Origin of the sequence: Saccharomonospora amisosensis (assembly GCF_011761185.1) — a bacterium.
Lineage (GTDB): Bacteria > Actinomycetota > Actinomycetes > Mycobacteriales > Pseudonocardiaceae > Saccharomonospora_A > Saccharomonospora_A amisosensis.
On record NZ_JAAOYM010000001.1, the window covers coordinates 577,917 to 596,007 of the forward strand.

General features: G+C 69.1%; 18 protein-coding genes and 1 riboswitch. Of the genes, 8 read left to right on the forward strand and 10 right to left on the reverse strand.

The features are described 5' to 3' along the window. Window positions 1–24: 24 nt before the first annotated feature. Together FHU38_RS02905 and FHU38_RS02910 are read right to left on the reverse strand one after the other, a co-directional pair. A complete protein-coding gene (locus tag FHU38_RS02905) occupies window positions 25–960 on the reverse strand; it encodes an N-acetylglucosamine kinase (protein ID WP_167166232.1) in 936 nt (311 codons plus the stop codon). After that, on the reverse strand, window positions 957–1,973 hold the full coding sequence (locus FHU38_RS02910) for an SIS domain-containing protein (RefSeq protein WP_208415890.1): 1,017 nt from the start codon (window positions 1,971–1,973) through the stop codon (window positions 957–959). The genes FHU38_RS02905 and FHU38_RS02910 overlap by 4 nt, the downstream gene beginning before the upstream one ends. Window positions 1,974–2,138: 165 nt before the next feature. Between FHU38_RS02910 and FHU38_RS02915 the strand changes: the two genes are divergently transcribed. Together FHU38_RS02915 and FHU38_RS02920 are read left to right on the forward strand one after the other, a co-directional pair. Further along, window positions 2,139–2,873 (forward strand): GntR family transcriptional regulator, encoded by a 735-nt coding sequence (locus FHU38_RS02915; protein WP_167166236.1) that lies wholly within the window; start codon window positions 2,139–2,141, stop codon window positions 2,871–2,873. Between the two features lie 338 nt (window positions 2,874–3,211). After that, on the forward strand, window positions 3,212–3,976 hold the full coding sequence (locus FHU38_RS02920) for a hypothetical protein (protein WP_167166238.1): 765 nt from the start codon (window positions 3,212–3,214) through the stop codon (window positions 3,974–3,976). 76 nt (window positions 3,977–4,052) lie between these two features. Here FHU38_RS02920 and thiE read toward each other — a convergent pair whose 3' ends face one another. After that, window positions 4,053–4,730, reverse strand: coding sequence for a thiamine phosphate synthase (thiE, locus tag FHU38_RS02925; protein WP_167166240.1), 678 nt, complete (start codon window positions 4,728–4,730; stop codon window positions 4,053–4,055). An 18-nt stretch (window positions 4,731–4,748) separates the two neighbouring features. Then, window positions 4,749–4,854: riboswitch (TPP riboswitch) on the forward strand. Here thiE and thiO point away from each other — a divergent pair. From thiO to FHU38_RS02945, 4 genes are all read left to right on the forward strand, one after another. Then, complete coding sequence (gene thiO, locus FHU38_RS02930; protein ID WP_167166242.1) at window positions 4,848–5,966, forward strand: glycine oxidase ThiO; 1,119 nt, start codon at window positions 4,848–4,850, stop codon at window positions 5,964–5,966. Its footprint overlaps the riboswitch before it by 7 nt. Continuing rightward, on the forward strand, window positions 5,966–6,166 hold the full coding sequence (gene thiS, locus FHU38_RS02935; protein ID WP_167166244.1) for a sulfur carrier protein ThiS: 201 nt from the start codon (window positions 5,966–5,968) through the stop codon (window positions 6,164–6,166). Before thiO ends, thiS begins: the two co-directional genes overlap by 1 nt. A 2-nt stretch (window positions 6,167–6,168) precedes the next feature. After that, on the forward strand, window positions 6,169–6,936 hold the full coding sequence (thiG, locus tag FHU38_RS02940) for a thiazole synthase (RefSeq protein WP_167166246.1): 768 nt from the start codon (window positions 6,169–6,171) through the stop codon (window positions 6,934–6,936). Window positions 6,937–7,028: 92 nt separating this feature from the next. Further along, the gene (locus tag FHU38_RS02945) at window positions 7,029–7,460 is read left to right on the forward strand and encodes a MarR family winged helix-turn-helix transcriptional regulator (protein ID WP_167166248.1); all 432 of its coding nucleotides are present in this window, start codon (window positions 7,029–7,031) and stop codon (window positions 7,458–7,460) included. Between the two features lie 141 nt (window positions 7,461–7,601). Here the strand turns inward: FHU38_RS02945 and thiD (FHU38_RS02950) are convergent, their stop codons facing one another. From thiD (FHU38_RS02950) to FHU38_RS02975, 6 genes are all read right to left on the reverse strand, one after another. After that, window positions 7,602–8,474, reverse strand: a complete 873-nt coding sequence (gene thiD, locus FHU38_RS02950) for a bifunctional hydroxymethylpyrimidine kinase/phosphomethylpyrimidine kinase (protein ID WP_167166250.1) — start codon at window positions 8,472–8,474, stop codon at window positions 7,602–7,604. A gap of 43 nt (window positions 8,475–8,517) precedes the next feature. After that, window positions 8,518–10,224, reverse strand: coding sequence for a PstS family phosphate ABC transporter substrate-binding protein (locus FHU38_RS02955; protein ID WP_167166252.1), 1,707 nt, complete (start codon window positions 10,222–10,224; stop codon window positions 8,518–8,520). Between the two features lie 153 nt (window positions 10,225–10,377). Continuing rightward, on the reverse strand, window positions 10,378–11,208 hold the full coding sequence (gene thiD, locus FHU38_RS02960) for a bifunctional hydroxymethylpyrimidine kinase/phosphomethylpyrimidine kinase (RefSeq protein ID WP_167166254.1): 831 nt from the start codon (window positions 11,206–11,208) through the stop codon (window positions 10,378–10,380). Then, entirely contained in the window at window positions 11,205–12,851 is a 1,647-nt protein-coding gene (gene thiC / locus FHU38_RS02965) for a phosphomethylpyrimidine synthase ThiC (protein WP_313886648.1), read from the reverse strand. Before thiC ends, thiD (FHU38_RS02960) begins: the two co-directional genes overlap by 4 nt. Window positions 12,852–13,012: 161 nt before the next feature. Continuing rightward, window positions 13,013–13,942, reverse strand: a complete 930-nt coding sequence (locus FHU38_RS02970; RefSeq protein ID WP_313886649.1) for a S1C family serine protease — start codon at window positions 13,940–13,942, stop codon at window positions 13,013–13,015. 112 nt (window positions 13,943–14,054) lie between these two features. Further along, window positions 14,055–14,606 carry a peptide deformylase gene (locus FHU38_RS02975; RefSeq protein WP_167166256.1) on the reverse strand — a complete coding sequence of 184 codons (552 nt, stop codon included), beginning with the start codon at window positions 14,604–14,606 and terminating at the stop codon, window positions 14,055–14,057. 131 nt (window positions 14,607–14,737) lie between these two features. Here FHU38_RS02975 and FHU38_RS02980 point away from each other — a divergent pair, with 131 nt between their 5' ends. Continuing rightward, window positions 14,738–15,052 (forward strand): DUF3263 domain-containing protein, encoded by a 315-nt coding sequence (locus tag FHU38_RS02980; protein ID WP_167166258.1) that lies wholly within the window; start codon window positions 14,738–14,740, stop codon window positions 15,050–15,052. Continuing rightward, entirely contained in the window at window positions 15,049–15,654 is a 606-nt protein-coding gene (locus FHU38_RS02985; RefSeq protein ID WP_167166261.1) for a LytR C-terminal domain-containing protein, read from the forward strand. The genes FHU38_RS02980 and FHU38_RS02985 overlap by 4 nt, the downstream gene beginning before the upstream one ends. 133 nt (window positions 15,655–15,787) lie before the next feature. Here FHU38_RS02985 and FHU38_RS02990 read toward each other — a convergent pair whose 3' ends face one another. Beyond that, the gene (locus tag FHU38_RS02990; RefSeq protein WP_167166262.1) at window positions 15,788–18,022 is read right to left on the reverse strand and encodes an AAA family ATPase; all 2,235 of its coding nucleotides are present in this window, start codon (window positions 18,020–18,022) and stop codon (window positions 15,788–15,790) included. Window positions 18,023–18,091: the final 69 nt, after the last annotated feature.

Sequence of the window (18,091 nt, forward strand, 5' to 3'; positions counted from 1 at the left end):
GGGGGAGGTCCGGGGGCCCGCTACCTACGGTACTCGTCTCGGACGCGCTGCGCCGTCACCGAAGGCTCGTACCGCGGCCAGCCATGCGGCGCCGAGCGCACCGTCCCCGCTGGACAGCGGATGCCACTTTGCCAACCCCTCTCGCACCAGCGTGCCGACCGGGCTGCCAACGCCCAGCACGCTGCCCGCGAGCACGACGGGGGTGCGCTCGCCTTCGTCCCTTGCCGCTATGGCGGTGTCCATGAGCAATCCCGCCGCACGCTTGACGATGGCCAGCGCGACCGGATCGCCCTCGGCGTGGGCCCGGCTCACCAGCGGTGCGAACCGGTCGAGGCGAACTGGCGGTTGCCCGTTGACCTCGGTGATGAGCCGGTTAGCGGCGTGTGGGTCTTCTGGGTGTACCGCCGCGCTGCTGAGCACGGCGTGCCCGAGTGCACCGAGGCAACCGTGGGCAAGGCCGTCGAGCGTTGCCCTGACGGCTTCGCGCCCCAGCCAGAAGCCCGACCCCTCGTCGCCGAGCAGCCAGCCGTAGCCGCCCACGGTGGCAACGGTCCGTCTGTCCCGGATGCGCGCGGCGATCGAACCGGTGCCTGCCACGAGCACGGTTCCGTCCGGTTGTGCCGTCGCCGACGCGAACGCGGCATCGGCGTCGGACACCACGGCGGGTGACACCGGGAGGTCTGCCATCGCCCGCTGGAAGATCGCTGCGACGGTCGGGTCGGTCAGCTTGCTGCGCCCGGCCAAGCCGACCACGCATGCTCGCAGGTCGGAGGCGGCCAACCCGGCCGAGGCCCCCGCGATCGCGGAGCCGATCGCCTCGGCGGCTCGGCTCGGCGGGCAGGAGTTGGGATTGCCGCCGCTCGCTGTCGCGAATCCGAGCACCTCGCCGCTTTCGTCGACAGCGAGTGCCCTGGTCGCGGTTCCGCCAGCGTCGACACCAACGACGAAACCCGCTGTCACCTGGTCCTCGTCACCTTGTGCAGGCCACGCGGTCGGTCGGGGTCGAACCCCCTCGCCAGCGCGAGGCCCAGTGCGAGCCGTTGCACCGGCAGCACCTCCAGGATCGGGGCGATTTCCTCCGTCGTTTCGGGCAACGGGATGCACAGCGACGCGGGCATGCTGGCGGCGGCGGAGCCCACCGTGAGCACGTCGGCGCCGCGCCCGGACACGGCGTCGAGCACGTCCCACATCGCGCCGCCACCCCTGCCTTCGCTCGTTACCGCCAGCACGGCGGTGTCGGTGTCGACGGCGGCGACCGGCCCGTGCAGCAGGTCGGCACCGCTGTAGGCGCGGGTGGTGAGGTAGCTGGTCTCGGTGAGTTTGAGCGCGGCCTCCAGCGCGGTGGCGAATGAGTAGCCTCTGGCCGTGGTTATCAGTCGGTCGGCGAAACGGTAGCGCTCGACGGCCCGTTCCACCCCTTCCGAGGACTCGACCAACGCCTGCCGTGCCAGCTCGCCGATGTCGCGCACGTGCTCACCACTTCCCCCTCGCGCCGCGTCGACCAGCAGGTAGAGCGCGAGCAGCGTGGCGGAGTACGTCTTCGTGGCGGCCACGGCCAGTTCCTGCCCAGCCCTGATCTGCACGGAGAACTCCGCGACGTCGTGCAGTGGTGACGACGGGGTGTTGGTGACCGCGAGTGTCAGCGCGCCACCAGCCTTGGCAGAGACCGTGGCCTCGAGCAGGTCGGGCGAGCTGCCGCTCTGGCTGACGGTGACCACTAGGACGTCTCGCAGGTCGGGGTGCGCGTCGTACAGCGTTGTCGTCGACGGCGACGCGAGCCCGGCTGGCAGACCCAGCAGGATCTCGATGAGGTACTTCGCGTACAGCGCCGCATGGTCGCTGGAACCGCGGGCAACCAGCAGGGCGAACCGGGGTGAACGCTCGGCGATCGAACGCGCCACGGTGGCGATCTCGGCCCTCGTCTCGACCAGTGCGGCGAGCACCTCGGGTTGCTCGTTGATCTCCGCCGTCATTCGCTCGCCGGTTCTGCCCTCTTTCACGGTGGTCCCTCCGGTCGGCCAGCCGGGTCACCCGACCCGGTCAGGCTGCGGTCTAGACCAATAGTAGGCACGTTCAACGTAGTATTCGAAGGGTACTTTCCACGGTAGGTGGGTACCTATTCAGTGAGGGAGTCGGTCATGTTGGAGGCAGTTGCGAGCACCCGCGGCCAGCGCGAGCCCAAGTACTGGTCGCTGAAGCAGCATCTGCTCGATCTGCTGGAGTCGATGCCAGCGGGATCTCCTATCCCCACCGAGCGTTCGCTCGCGGGGGATTTTCACGTCTCCCGCACCACCGTGCGCCAAGCGCTGGCGGACCTCACGGCAGAGGGCAGGCTTCACCGGGTGCAGGGCAAGGGCACATTCGCGGCCGAGCCGAAGATGGCGCAACGGCTGCAGTTGTCCTCGTACACCGAGGACATGCGGGCGCAGGGCAGGGAGCCCTCCTCGCAGTTGCTGGAGATCGAGGAGATCGTCGCCGAGGGCGACCTGCCGAAGCTACTCGGTGTCCGTACCGGGGCAAAAGTGCTCAAGTTGCGCAGGCTGCGGCTCGCCGACGACGAGCCCATGGCGCTGGAGACGACGCACCTGCCACTGGCCAGGTTCCGTGGCATCCGAAAGCAGATCGCGCAGGGCGGTTCCCTGTACGAGGCGTTGCGGGAGCGCTACGGCGTGCGGCTGGAACGTGCGGAGGAGACCATCGAGACGTCGCTGGCGGGTCCGCAGGAGGCGGAGCTGCTCGGGGCTGACGTCGGAATGCCGGTGTTGCTGCTCTCCAGGCAGACCTTCGCCTCCGACGGCAAGCCGGTGGAGTTCGTTCGCTCGATCTACCGTGGTGACCGGTACAAGTTCGTCACAACGCTGACCCGGCCGTGACGGCTGGCTCCCGGCGGAACCGGAGCGCACTCGCGGCCGGGCAACGCGCCGTCGGCGTGGTGCGGCCGACACGTTCGTGGGTGGCCCATCCGGGGTAATCGATGCTGTCGCTCGAATGGGCGCCGACAGTGGGTCGCCGGTCGTCCGTCGTGGTGGTGGCTCACCGCCGGGGGCATCCCCGCGCGGTGACCCTGGAGTCCACATCAGACGTAGTGGCAGTGTCACTGCGGGCTCACTGCTGGCTCACTGCGGGCTCACTTCGGGCAACGTGGGGAGCATTCCGGACGTGCTTCTCGTTGCCATACCGAGAGACCGGCGAACGCGAGTGAATCGAGATCATGGTCGGGGAGAAGGAGACGAAGACGGCGGAGCAGCCGACCAAGGGTGGCCTCAGACCGGCACAGGTGATCGCGGCGGGACTGGCGGCCACCGCGGCCGCGTTCCTCGGCTCGACCCTCGGCGTCTACGGAACGGTGCTCGGTGCGGGACTGTTCAGCGTCGTTTTCACGGTGGGCAGCGAACTGTTCCTGCGCTCCATGGAGCGCACCCGGGTAGCCGCTCGAGCGCTCACCGAGGCGGGGGGCAGGTTGCCCCACAGGCACGGCCAGTCCGAACGGGCCACGCATGCCGAGGCGCCGCTGACCGAGCAGCCGACCCAGCCCGCCGGACCACTGCCCGACCCCGGAGGGGAGCCGCAGGAGCCGAATGAACACAAACAGTGGTGGAAGCGACGCTGGCCGTGGCTGCTCGCCACCAGCGTCGTCGCCTTCGTGATCGGGATGGCGCTGATCACCGGCTTCGAGGGTGTCACCGGCAAGTCGCTTTCCGGTGAGGGTGCCACCACTGTGGGCAGGCTCGTAGGCGGAGGAGCAGGCCAGCCGGGGCAGGACCAGCCAGACCAGCAGGACCCGGACAGCACACCTTCGCCGTCGGTGACCGAGGAGTCGGAGCCGGGCTCTACCGAAACCTCACCGACCGAGGACACCACGTCCACGACCGAGCCGACCGAGTCGACCACACGAGAGCAGCAACAGCCACCGCCGACCGCCCCGTCGGACGACTCCGTACCCGATCCCGGCGACGCGTCGGTGCCGGGCGGTTAGGCCGTTTCCGGCCGTGAAGGGCAGCCATGCAGGCAGCCGACCTGGTCGCGAGTTGACGTGCTGACCAGCGCCTTTGCTAGCTGTCGTGGGGTTGCAAGGCCTGGCGCAAGGTGGTCGCGGCCGCAGCCGGGTCCTCGGCTTCGGTGATGGCCCGCACCACGACCGCACGTCGTGCACCCGCGGCCACTACCTCGCCGACGCGCCGCTCGTCGATGCCACCGATCGCGAACCACGGGCGGGTGGTGTCGATCCCTTCCGCCACTGCGCGAACCAGCTCCAGTCCGGGCGCTGGCCTGCCCGGTTTCGTCGGGGTCGGCCAGCACGGCCCCACGCAGAAGTAGTCCACGCCGTCCTCGGTGGCCGCCCGGCGAGCCTCTTCCAGCGAGTGCGTCGACCTGCCGATCACCGGATCGTCGCCGAGAATCCGCCGTGCCACGGATACCGGGAGGTCGTCCTGCCCCAGATGCAGCACATCGGCCTGGACGGCGAGCGCGATGTCGGCGCGGTCGTTCACCGAGAGCAGCGCACCGTGTTTCGCGCAGGCCCGCGCCAGCACCTCCAGCGCCTCGATCTCCTCGCTGGCCTCCAGCGTGCCGTCGGTCTTGTCTCGCAGTTGGATGATGTCGACGCCACCCGCCAGTGCCGCGTCGGCGAACTCGGCGAGATCGCCACGGGAGCGGCGGGCATCGGTACACAGGTACAGCCTGGCTTCGGCTAGTCGCTGCCTTATCTGGTCACCGTTGAGCCCGGGCATGGGATCACTGTACGGTGGTGACGTCCGCACGGGAGCCCGAGGCACGGGCTGAGAGGGAGCCGCCGCTCCGACCGTGGAACCTGATCCGGGTCATGCCGGCGCAGGGAGCGTGATCTCATGACTGACACCACAGCCGTCGCGATCGTGGGCGCGGGCGTTATCGGCCTGGCCGTGGCGTGGCGAGCGGCCGCGGCGGGCCACCAGGTCACCATCTTCGACCCGCGACCGGTGCGCGGCGGCGCGTCCTGGGTCGCGGGCGGGATGCTGGCGCCGGTCACCGAGGCCTGGCCGGGCGAGGAGGACGTGCTTGAACTCGGTGAGGAGTCCCTTCGACGCTGGCCTTCCTTCGCGGCCGACCTTGCTGCCGAGGGCATGGACCCTGGGCTGTCCACTGCCGGGACGGTCGTGGCGGCCTTCGACAGCGCCGACGCAGGCCAACTCGACATACTGGCCGGTTACCTGCACCGGCTGGGCAGGCAGGCGTCACTTGTGCCGGGGCGGCAACTGCGAAAGACCGAACCCGGGCTCGCAGGCGCGGTGCGGTCCGGTTTGCTCGTGCCTGGTGACCTCGCCGTGGACAACCGCGCGCTGCTGCGGGCACTGCACGCGGGAGCCCGGCGCCGAGGCGCTCACTTCGTCGCCGAACGCGTGACCGGCCTCGACGGCCGTACGGTGCGCACGGAGACGGCCGAGCACCGGTTCCGCGCCGTCGTGCTGGCAGCCGGTGCCTGGAGCGCGAGACTGCATCCCGAGCTCTGCGGCCAGGTACGGCCGCTGAAGGGCGAGATCCTGCGGCTGCGGGCGCGCAGGGCAACCCTGCCGCCCCCGAGCGGCACGATCCGCGCGATGGTCGAAGGCAGGCCGATCTACCTGGTGCCACGCGCAGGCGACGAACTCGTGCTCGGCGCGACCCAGTACGAGGCCGGATTCGACGAGACGGTCACCGCAAGGGGAGTCCGGGAGCTGCTCGAAGGGGCCGAGCGGGTCTTTCCGAGTGTGGCCGAGTACGAGCTCACGGAGGCAAGGGCGGGGTTGCGGGCGAGCAGTGCCGACAACCTGCCCTACCTCGGCGTGCTCGATGACGGGGTGTTCGCGGCGACCGGGCACCACCGCAACGGCTTGTTGCTGGCTCCGGTCACGGCGGACGCGGCGCTCGCGTGGCTGGCCGGTGCCCCGACACCCCCGGGAGTCCACCGAGCACATCCGGGCCGGATGCGAAGTGAGGAACGAGTGTGATGCGCGTTCACGTCAACGGCGATGAGCGGGAGTTTCCGGAGGGCAGCACCGTCACGGACCTGCTCATGGCCATGGGTACCGAGAAGCAGGGTGTGGCGGTGGCGCTGGACGGCGAGGTCGTCCAGCGACGCGACTGGGCCGATGTCGTCGTGCCGAGTGGTTCACACCTGGAGATCCTGACCGCCGTGCAAGGAGGCTAGGCATGACCGACGACTTCGGCGACCACCTGGTGATCGGTGAGCACAAGCTGACCTCACGGCTGATCATCGGCACCGGAGGGGCGAGCAACCTGAAGGTGCTTCGACGGGCCCTGGTGGCTTCCGGCACCGAACTGACCACCGTGGCGATGCGGCGCGCCGACGCCGAGGGCGGCTCCGGCGTGCTCGACCTGCTGCGCACGCTCGGTATCCGGCTGCTGCCCAACACCGCGGGCTGCCGAAACGCGGCCGAGGCCGTGCTGACGGCGCGGCTGGCACGGGAGGCGCTCGACACCGACCTCATCAAGCTGGAGGTGCACGCCGACGACCGCACCCTGCTGCCCGACCCGATCGAGACGCTGGAGGCAGCGGAACAACTGGTGGCCGACGGGTTCACCGTGCTGGCCTACACCAACGACGATCCGGTGCTTGCCCTGCGGCTGGAGGAAGCTGGTTGTGCCGCCGTCATGCCGCTTGGTGCTCCGATCGGCACGGGACTGGGCATCCGCAACCCGCACAACATCGAGTTGATCGTGGCGAGGGCAGGTGTGCCGATCATTCTGGACGCGGGCATCGGCACCGCCTCCGACGCGGCACTGGCGATGGAGCTTGGTTGCGCCGCCGTCCTGTTGTCGACGGCGGTGACAAGGGCGCAGGACCCCGAACGCATGGCGGCCGCCATGCGCTCTGCGGTGGTCGCGGGCAGGCTCGCTCGTGACGCGGGCCGCGTCCCGCAACGGTTCTGGGCACAGGCATCCAGCCCGCCACGCTGAACCGCCGCCGGTGGGTTCACGCTAGTGGCGCACAGCCCGCCACGTATGGTGAACCGCGATCTCGAGCCGTGCGTGGATCTAAGGAGTTCCAGGTGACCGCGTCGTCACAGGACGTACCCGGCAGGCTGTTCCTCGCCATCGGCAGGCTGTCGCGCTCGCTTCGGCAGGCCGGTGCGCCCGGGCCCGGACACGGTGCGATCTCGGCACTGGCCACACTCGCCGCCTACGGCCAGTTGCGGCTCGGTGATCTGGCTGCCAAGGAGGGCGTGGCCGCGGCCACGATGTCGCGCATCGTCGCCGCGCTCGTCGACGCCGGGTACGTGCGCAGGGAGTCCGACCCGGCCGACCGCAGGGCGTGGCTCGCGACCGTGACCGAAGAGGGCGAGCGGTTGCTCTCCGGGGTGCGCTCCACCCGGATCGAAGAGCTGGACCGGCGCATCGCCCGGCTCTCGCCCGAACATCGCGAAGCGCTGACCGCGGCGCTTCCCGCGCTGGAGGCGCTGCTGACCGACGAAGAGTCGTGAGCCGCTCCTGCCCGCGAGTCCCCCGCTCCTGCCCGCGAGTCCCCCGCTCCTGCCCGCGAGTCCCCCGCTCCTGCCCGCGAGTCCCCCGCTCCTGCCCGCGAGTTCTGCGTTCCCGTCCACGAGTTCTGCGCAGCTCACCGCTCAGCCCCTCGCTTCTCGCCTCCGGATCGGGCCCTCGCCTTCCGGACCCGATTCGGAGGCGAGCCGCCAGAAGGCCGAGACGGGACCGACCTCGGCACCCATGGGATAGGAGTGCCGGACGGCATTGCTGACGTACCACTTCCCGTATCGCACGGCCTCGGGAACCGCCATCCCGCGCGCCAGCCCCGCGGTCAGTGCGGCGGCCATCACGTCGCCCGCGCCGTGCGTATGCCGAGTGTCGAACCGGGGCCCCCGCAACTCGGTGTACGTCTGACCGTCGTAGAGCAGGTCGACGCATTCCGGGTCACCCTCGAGATGACCGCCCTTCACCAGCACGTACTCCGGCCCCATCGCGTGCAGTGCCGCCGCGGCGGCCCGCATCGAGTCACGGTCGGTCACGGCACTTCCGGTCAGCAACCGCACCTCGTCGAGGTTGGGAGTAAGCACGGTCGCCATCGGCAGCAACTCCTCCCGCAGCGCGGCCAGGCCTTCGGCGTCGAAAAGCGGGCGGCCGTGCATGGAAGCCGCCACGGGGTCTACCACCAACGGCATCGCCGCTGCCCGTCCGATGCCCGCCTTCTCACACGCCCGCCGCACCGCGGTGATGATCTCGGCTGAGGCAAGCATTCCGGTCTTGGCCGCCTGCGCGCCCATGTCGGAGGTGACGGCCTCGATCTGCCCCGCGACGATGTCCGCTCCGATGTCGCTGCGCGCGTGCACGCCGAGAGTGTTCTGCACGGTCACAGCCGTCACCGCGACCAGCCCGTGTACCCCGCAGGTGAGAAACGTGCGCAGGTCGGCCTGCAGCCCGGCCGCACCGCCGGAGTCGGAGCCGGCGATGGTCAACGCGGCCGGAGGTCGCTGCTCGCTCATCCGAACAGTGTGGCGCACGCATCCCGGTTCGCCGCCGCCCCTGTCAACCGCGACACAGCCGATGCGGCACACCGTTCCTGCCGATACACGGCGTGTACCCGGTCTCGCGAAGCTCCGCACGGGCGGTGCCGCTGCGCAGGTAGTCGATGAAGCCTCGCAGCACCGATCCGTCGTCGGGCGCGCCCCTGGTGTAGAGGTACTCGATCGCCCAGAACGGGTAGCCGTGCTCGATGTTGTTCGCGTCCGGATACCTGTCGCCGAGCCGGACAACGGTGAGCGGGTGACCATCGGTTCTCGCGTCGATCGCCGACGGCAGGTCGACGTAGCCGATGGCACCCGCCGTGTCCGCGACCTCGGCCACCACCTGCGCCTCGGTGCTTCGCTCACAACGGATCAGTGGTGAACCGCTTCCCCGGTCGGCATCCTCACAGGAATCCGAGGAAAGCCCTGCTTCGGAGGCACCGAGCACTGTGGCCTCGAACGTCTGTCTCGAACCGGATTCCTGGCCTCTGCCGACGATACGGATCGGCAGCGAAGGCCCATCGCGAAGTTGATTCCAGTCGCGGTAGCGGCCCTCGTGGATGCCTCTGATCTGCTCGATGCTCAGGCTGTCGACGCCGACCGAGTCGTTGACCACAACGGTGTAGACGATGACGGCGATCGGCTGGGCGACGAGTTCGGGAGTGGCCGCTCCGCTCTCGCCGTCGGAGAGCGCCGCGAGCTCGTCCGGCTCGTCCTGAGCCGCCGCCAGCATGCGTACCCCGCCGATACTGCCCGTGGCATCGGTGTCGATTTCAGCGCCCGCGCAGGTGCGGGTGTACTCGGTGGCGATTCGCTCGACGACCGGGATGAAGGCGCTGGAGCCGACCACCCGCAACCGGCCGTCAGCACACGGAATGTCCGAGGCCGCGCCCGGTTGTGACGCGTTCACCAGCAGCGTGGCGAGCAGCGCACCGGTAAGCAGCACACCGAACGTAGCGGTGAGCCTTGGCCAGGTGATTCGCCGCTGTCGCCGCTCGTCGAGGATGCGGCCGCCCGCCACATGCCCGGAACAACGCACCTCCTTGGTGAGTTCGCCTTCGATGTTGCCGTCCGGTTCCCGCAGCACGACAACGAGCTTGAACTTCTCCTTGCGCTGCAGGGAAATTTCCCGGAATCGGACGCCGTGCCATCGCGGTGCGGGCTGGCTCGCGCTGGACTGAGCCGCCCTGTCCACCGGTTCGCCACGCAACCACGCCGACAGCCGCCTGCCCAACGAGACCCGGACGTTGTCGAGCGTGTTGTCTTCATAGCCGTTGCCGTTGGTGTCGGTAGTGAAGAACTCGAGGCTGTTCTTCAGCTTCTTGCGGTGCGTCTCGATCGAGGGTTCGGAGATACGAGCGTTCCAGATCACCCGGCCGCCGAAGGTGAACTCGATGGGGTCGTCCTTCAGGTCCGCCGCCGAGATGTCGTCGATTCCGGTGTTGCGAACGCGGATCACCACGATGCTCATCCGGTCGAGCAACTCGGCGATGGGCTGCAACTCGGGGTCGGCGTGCTTCACGGAGTCGTCGTGGTCTTGCAGGTCAACCGGGCTCAACCCGAGTTTCGAGTTGTACTGAACCCGGTAGTACAGCCGTTTGCGCCGGATGAGGTAGCGGTCGGCGAACGGTGCCGCGATCGCGAGCAGGGCAGCGATTCCGAGGACGAGACTGCCCTGGTTGGAGAGCAGTAGCTCGGCGACGGCCTCCAACCGTTGGCCTGGACTCATGCGTGGCACCCGTTTCCGTTGGCGGGACGGACAAGCCTACGAGTGGATCAACGGTGCCCACGGTGAAAACGTCGTTCGTTCACGCTCCGTTCATCGAGTCGATGCTGGGTGACCGTGGCTTGCCGAGCCCGGATTTCGACGCCTGACGGCCGCTCAGTCGCTTTGCGAGAGCCGCCAGAACGGGGAGACGGGACCGACTCCAGCGCCAAGCGGATACGCCTCGGCGACGCTGCGCTCGATGAACCGCTTGCCCGACGACACCGCGTCGGGCACCCCGAGACCCTTCGCCAGCCCCGCAGTGATCGCGGAAGCGAGTGTGTCACCTCCGCCGTGCGTGTGCTCGGTCTCGTAGCGAGGCCCGCCGAGTTCCACGATGTGCGTGCCGTCGGAGAGCAGGTCCACGCACCGCGGGCTGTTCACCAGATGCCCGCCCTTGACCAACACCCACTGCGGGCCGAGTTCCAGCAGTGCCTGCGCCGCCTCGCGCTGGCTCTGCCCGTCACTGACCCGCACACCGGTGAGCAGCAGCACCTCGTCCAGGTTCGGGGTGGCCAGCGTGGCGCGTGGCAACAGTTCCGTGCGCAGCGCCTCGAGAGCGTCCTGCCGCAGCAGAGCGTCACCGTGCATGGAGGCGGCCACGGGATCGACGACGAGCGGTACGTGGGACTGCGTGCCTCTGCCGATGCCGACCTCGTCGAGTGTGCTCGCGACGGCCTCGATGATCTCCACCGTCGCGAGCATGCCCGTCTTCGCCGCGTTCACTCCCATATCGCCCGCGACCGCGGTGATCTGCGCGGTGACCACGTCCACGGGGATCTCGCTGAATCCCGCCACTCCGAGCGAGTTCTGCACGGTCACGGCCGTCACCGCGGTCATCCCGTGCACCCCGCAGGCGAAGAAGGTGCGCAGATCGGCCTGCAGCCCTGCTCCACCACCGGAGTCGGAACCCGCGATGGTGAGCGCGGTCTTGGGCGTCGGAGTCACTCGCGCTCGACCACCGGCAGGTAGACCTGGTTGCCGTGCTCGTTGAACTCCCGTGACTTCTCCCGCATCCCGGCATCGATCGCCTCGACGCTGGACAGCCCGTGCTCCTCGGCGTACTTGCGCACGTCCTGGGTGATCCGCATGGAGCAGAACTTCGGTCCGCACATCGAGCAGAAGTGCGCGGTCTTGGCCGGTTCGGCAGGCAGCGTCTCGTCGTGGAACGAGCGTGCGGTGTCGGGGTCGAGCGAGAGGTTGAACTGGTCGTTCCACCTGAACTCGAACCGGGCCTTGGAAAGCTCGTCGTCCCACTGCTGCGCGTAGGGGTGTCCCTTGGCGAGATCGGCGCTGTGGGCGGCGATCTTGTAGGTGATCACACCGGTCTTCACGTCGTCGCGGTTGGGAAGGCCGAGGTGCTCCTTCGGAGTCACGTAGCAGAGCATGGCGGTGCCGTACCAACCGATCTGGGCGGCGCCGATCGCCGAGGTGATGTGGTCGTACGCGGGCGCGATATCGGTCGCGAGCGGGCCAAGGGTGTAGAAGGGCGCCTCGCCGCAGAGCCGCTCCTCCAGTTCGACGTTCTCCTTGATCTTGTGCATGGGCACGTGACCAGGTCCCTCGATCATCACCTGGACGTCGTGTTCGCGAGCGATGTGGGTGAGTTCGCCGAGCGTCTCCAACTCCGCGAACTGGGCGCGGTCGTTGGCATCGGCGATGGAGCCGGGCCGAAGACCGTCGCCGAGCGAGAACGTGACGTCGTAGGCACGCAGGATCTCGCACAGCTCTTCGAAGTGGGTGTACAGGAAGGACTCCGTGTGGTGCGCCAGGCACCACGCCGCCATGATGGAGCCTCCTCGGGAGACGATTCCGGTGACCCGGTTCGCGGTGAGCGGCACGTACCGCAGCAGCACGCCCGCGTGCACTGTCATGTAGTCGACGCCCTGCTCACACTGTTCGATGACGGTGTCGCGGTAGATCTCCCAGCTGAGTTTCTCCGGCTCGCCGCCGACCTTTTCCAGCGCCTGGTAGATCGGGACGGTGCCTACGGGAACGGGCGAGTTACGCAAGATCCACTCGCGAGTGGTGTGAATGTGCTTGCCGGTGGACAGGTCCATGATCGTGTCGGCGCCCCACCGGGTAGCCCACACCATCTTGTCGACCTCTTCCTCGACCGAGGACCACACGGCCGAGTTGCCCATGTTGGCGTTGACCTTCACCAGGAAGTTCTTGCCGATGATCATCGGCTCGGACTCGGGATGCTTGCGGTTGACCGGGATGATCGCACGCCCGCTGGCCACTTCGGAGCGAACGAACTCCGAATCGACCCGTTCCCTTGCCGCGACGAACTCCATCTCGCGGGTGATGACACCCGCCTTGGCCCAGCCGAGTTGGGTGTTGTGCTCCCGACCGTCCGCCCAGCCGGACCGTGTCGGGTGGAGTCCACTGTGTACGTCGATCACGGCATCGGGGTCGGTGTAGGGCCCCGAGGTGTCGTAGACGTCGAAGTGACCGCCAGTGGACAGGTCGATTCGCCTAGCGGGCACCCTGAGCCCGGATTCGGTCAGGTGGTACACCTTGCGCGAGCCGGTGATCGGTCCGGTGGTGACGGTGGGCTGGACGTCGGCGCCGCTTTCCAGTGTGGTCACGCGAAAATCACTCCCTACGCCGGCATTACCCGGTCAGGTTCATGCGGTCGGCGGCACCGGGTCCACGAAACGGACACCAGCCGCCCTCTCAGCCCGCCAAGGCGCGAGCTCCCGCGATGTGTAATTGTCCCCTGCGACCATGCCACGACAGGTGGCAGACCTCAACCCACCAGTTCGGTCGGAATGGCGAACACGTCCACCATCGCGCCGTTTCGTAGCACCGTGATCGCCAGTCGCACACCGATGACTTCGGCGAACAGTCGCCGCTGGATGCCCTGTGCGTCGCTGACTTGCTCGCGTCCCACGGTGAGCACGAGGTCACCCGCTCGGAGTCCGGCCCTTTCCGCGGGCCCGCCCACGATGACCTCGACGACCCGAAGCCCCGCGCGCTGCCCGGTGCGCCGCGCGACGTCGTCCGGAAGCGGGGCAGGCACGCCGACCACACCGAGATAGGCGCGTCGCACCCTGCCCTCGACCAGCAAGGTGTCGATGATCCGCCTGGTCGTGGCGTTCACAGGTACGGCGAGCCCGAGGCCGAGCCCGGCGACGGCCGTGTTGATACCGACGACCTTGCCCGTCGAGTCGGCCAGTGCACCACCGGAGTTGCCGGGGTTGAGCGCCGCGTCGGTCTGGATAACGTCCTCGATCACCCTGGCGGCTCGCCCCTGCCGTGCGGGGATGGCTCTGCCGAGCGCGCTGACGACCCCCGCGGTTACCGAGCCGGAGAAGCCGAGTGGGCTGCCCACCGCCACCACAAGTTGCCCAACCACGAGCCGGTCGGCGTCGCCTAGCGCCGCGGGCGGCGGTGTTCGCCCTCGCGAGCGCAGCACCGCCAGGTCGGAAAGCGGGTCGGCGCCGACGACGTCGAAGTCCGACTCGCCGCCGTCGGAGAAGGTCGCCGTGCCGGTTCTCGCACGGCCCACGACGTGCGCGTTCGTCAGCAGGTGGCCTTCGTCGTCGAGGACCACGGCGGAACCGCCGCCCATGCCCAGCCGAACACTCGCGACACGAGGTGTAACCGACCTCGCCACGGAACTCACCGCGCGGGAGTAGGCATCCAGCGCTTCGATATCGGGCGTCGCTTCGGACACCGCAACCACCGCCAGCCGATTACACCGTTACGTTAACTACTCGATTGTGCGTCCGTAACGGCTCGGAAGGCCTTGTGTTCGCCCTGGGCTTAGCAGGGCGACCTTGCCGGGCTCAGTCCTCGGGCAGCCAGCTGTTGCCGGGAACGCCCCAGTTGTTCGCCTTGAGCATCTTCTTCGCGGCGCGGGCGTGACGTCCCACGAGACGATCGAGGTAGAGGTAGCCGTCGAGGTGGTCGGTCTCGTGCTGCAGGCAACGCGCGAAGTAGCCGGTGCCAGCTACCTCGATCGGCTGACCCTCGATGTCGTAGCCGGTGACCTTGGCCCAGTCGGCGCGACCAGTCGGGAACGACTCGCCGGGCACCGAGAGGCAACCCTCCCAGTCGTCGTCGGGATCGGGCATCGTCTCGGGAACCTGCGAGGTCTCCAACCTCGGATTGACGACGACACCCTTGTGCCGGACCCCCTCGTCGTCAGGGCAGTCATAGACGAACAGTCGCAGGTCGACACCGATCTGGTTGGCGGCGAGACCGACCCCTTCAGCGGCGTACATCGTCTCGAACATGTCGTCGACGAGCGTGGCGAGCTCACCGTCGAACTTGTCCACCTCACGGGTGGGCGTGTGCAGGACGGGGTCGCCTGCGATGCGGATGGCGTGCACGGTCACGACTCGTAAGCCTACCGAGTTCCCGCCCCCGGACGCGCCGGGCGGCCTACCCGGGACTGTCGGCCCACCGTGGTCTAATGACGCTGCGGTACGACAACCGCGTAATTCGCCCCGGAATCGCGAGGAGTCAGATGGACGCCGCGGAGTCGATGGCCTCGGCAGGCCAGCCGCCCCCGCCCGCCCAACCCGCTGACGGGCTCTCGCAACGGGAACAGGACGTGCTCGCCTTCGAGCGCCAATGGTGGCGGTACGCGGGTGCCAAGGAGCAGGCCATCCGGCAGGCATTCGGCATGTCGTCCACCCGCTACTACCAGATCTTGAATCGGCTCATCGACAAGCAGGAAGCCATGCGTGCGGACCCGATGCTGGTGAAGCGGCTCAGGAAGCTGCGTGCCGCCAGGCAGCGCAACCGCGCGGCACGGCGGTTGGGGATTGAACTGCCATGAGCATCTTCGACGGGCTGTCCCGGCCGGTACGGGCCGCCGGCCTTGGCCTGCTCGCGGTCGCGGTGGTCGCCGCCGTCATCGGTGGAGTGACACTCGTGGTCGGCGACGACGACCCGGGCGAAACCGCGGGGGAAGCCACCTCGCAGGCGCAGCCGACGCCCGGCGGTCCGTCGCCGGACTCGCGGAGTCAGTCAGCTGCCCCTACCTCGGAAGGCGAGTCGACCGGCAAGCCGTCCGCACCCGCGACATCCAGCTCGCCCCCAGATGGTGGTGACAAGGGTGGCGACGATCAGGCCTCCACCCGTGACGTCCCCGTTCGCGTCTACAACAACAGCACTGTCCACGGTCTGGCCTCCCGCGCGGGCGACGACCTGCGGTCGGCGGGCTGGAAGGTCGTCGAGACCGGAAACTACTCGGGCGGCATCATCCCGACCACCACCGTGTACTACCGCGAAGGTACCGACGAGAAGGCCGCCGCGACCGTGCTGGCCAGCCAGTTCGGTATCAGGGCGGAGCCGCGGTTTCATGGGATCGCGGACTCCTCGCCAGGGCTGATCGTGATCGTGACCAGGGACTACGACGGCACGGCCAACGTGAAGTAGGCCTGATCCTCGCTGTCGATCTGCCGTTCAGGATGCCAAGCTCCGGGCGGTTCGTTTCCAGGTGCGCCGGGAATGCGGAACTCGCGGGCGGGAACGCGGAACTCGCGGGCGAGAGCGGGGGACTCGCGGGGCGTCAGCGACGGGTATTGGCGTACGCCTCCAGCGTGGCCAGTTGCTCCGGGTCCAGCGAAGGGCGCACCGCGTCCCTCGCCTTCGCCAGGTGCGCGGCCGTGACCTCTGCCGCCTCCAGTGACTCCCGCATGGCGGTCAGCGCGGCTTCCCGGATCAGCGCGGCGCAGTCGGCCGCGGAGTAGCCGTCCAGGGTACGGGCGAGCTGGTCGAGATCCACATCCAGCGCCAGCGGGGTGTTCCTCGCGCTCGCCCGCAGGATGGCCGCGCGCGCGTCGGCGTCCGGCGGCGGCACATACACCAGTCGCTCCAACCTGCCCGGCCGCAGCAGCGCCGGGTCGACCAGTTCCGGGCGATTTGTCGCTCCGAGCACGACGACGTCGCGCACCGGTTCCACCCCGTCCAATTCGGTCAGCAACGCCGCCACCACCCGATCGGCGACACCGGAGTCCGCGGACTGCCCCCTGCGAGGCGCTAGGGCGTCCACTTCGTCCAGAAAGATCAGCGACGGCGCGGCTTCGGCCGCTCTGCGGAACAGTTCGCGCACGGCCCGCTCCGACTCGCCGACCCACTTGTCCATCAACTCCGCGCCCTTGACCGCGAACACGTTCAACGCACCGGTGCCGGCGAGGGCACGCACCAGGAACGTCTTCCCGTTGCCTGGCGGGCCGTAGATCAGCACGCCTCGCGGCGGGGCGACACCGAGTCGCGCGAACGAGTCGGGATAGCGAAGCGGCCACAGCACGGTCTCGGTCAGCGACTGCTTGACCGCTGCCATGTCGCCCACATCGTCAAGGGTCAACCCGCCGGTGGCCAGGGTGTCCGATGAGGACATCGAGATGGGCCGGACCGACTCGAGCGCGTCGAGCAGGTCCTGCTGGCGGATGCGAGGGTCGGTTTCACCGCCGCGGTGCCGCAACGCGGCTCGCAGGGCGGCGTCGCGCCGCAGGGCGACGAGGTCGGCGGCCACGAACCCGGGTGTCTTCTCGGCGACCGCGCCCAGGTCGACACCCGGCTCGACGGGGGTGTCGCGCAGCAGGATTCGCAGCAGTTCGGTGCGCGTCCCGGTGTCGGGCAACGCGAGCGTGAGTTCGCGGTCGAGCAGGTCCACCGACCGCAGCCGGGGGTCGACCGACTCAGGATGTGCGCTCGTGGCCACAACCGCGAGGCCGGGCCGTCCCAGTGCCGCTCGCAACTTCTCCAGCAGCACCGTGGCTACCGGCGGCGGCTGACTCGCGGGCAGTGCCGCGTCGATGTCGGTGATCAGCAACACGGCGGCGGTCTCGCCCGCCTCGGCTCGCCGCACGGCCTCGGTGAGCCGGTTGGTCGCGGCTTCGGGCTCCAGCACGGCCAGCGTCGGTGCCGCCAGCGTCACGACGGGGATGTCTTCGGCACGTGCGACCGCGCGGACGAGCGTGGCCTTTCCTACCCCTTCCGGTCCGGAGAGCAGCACGCCGAGCCGCTGTGAGGTGCCCAGCCTGGCCAGCAGGTCGGGACGGTGGAAGGCCAGGTCGAGCCACTCGCGAAGGCGCCGTGCCGCTTCCTGCGCCCCGGCGAGGTCGGCAAGCGGCGGTGGCTGCTCGGCAGGGTCCTCCTGCGTGTTCATGGCCGTGGGTGTCGGTTCGGCCCGCGCTGCGGACGGCTGTGCGGTCTTGTCGGCCCCGCCGTCCCGCGTCACCTCGTCCCGCCAGTTGACCACTGTGGACTGTCCGACGGCCACGGGACCCGCCGGGTCGGTGCCGGTGACGGTGAGCAGTTCGCTGGTCCACGTGGCGCCGATGGCGCGGGAAAGCTGACCGCGCACGGCGGAGGTGTCAGCGCCCGGCGGCGGGGCGAGGTCCTGCGGCAGCAGCGAAACCGCGTCGCCGACGGTGAGTACCTTGCCGATGAGCGCCAACCGCAGCGTGTGGCCGCTCAACGACAGCCTGGCCAGCCGTGAACCGGATACGGTGACCGAACGGGCCGCCGCCACTTCGCACGGGGCGACGACCACCTCGGCGCCCTCCCTGACACCGAGGTTCGCCATGGTGACATCGTCCAGCAGCGCCACGCCCGGAGAACCGCCGTCGTGCGAAGGGGCGGCCAGCGCGGCGCTGATCCTGGCCCCGGTCAGCCGCACCGCGTCCCAGGCACGCAAGCCCAGTGCGTCGAGTACCTCGCGATGCAGCCGGACGACCCCGCGTCTGGAGTCGAGTGCGGAGGGGGTGTGGCGGACGGTGAGCGTGAGCTGCGCGGTCACGCCTCCACCCTATGACCCGGCGCTGAGGTGGGTCGCTCTCGGAGCCGGAACGTGGTTCGTGACCGGTCT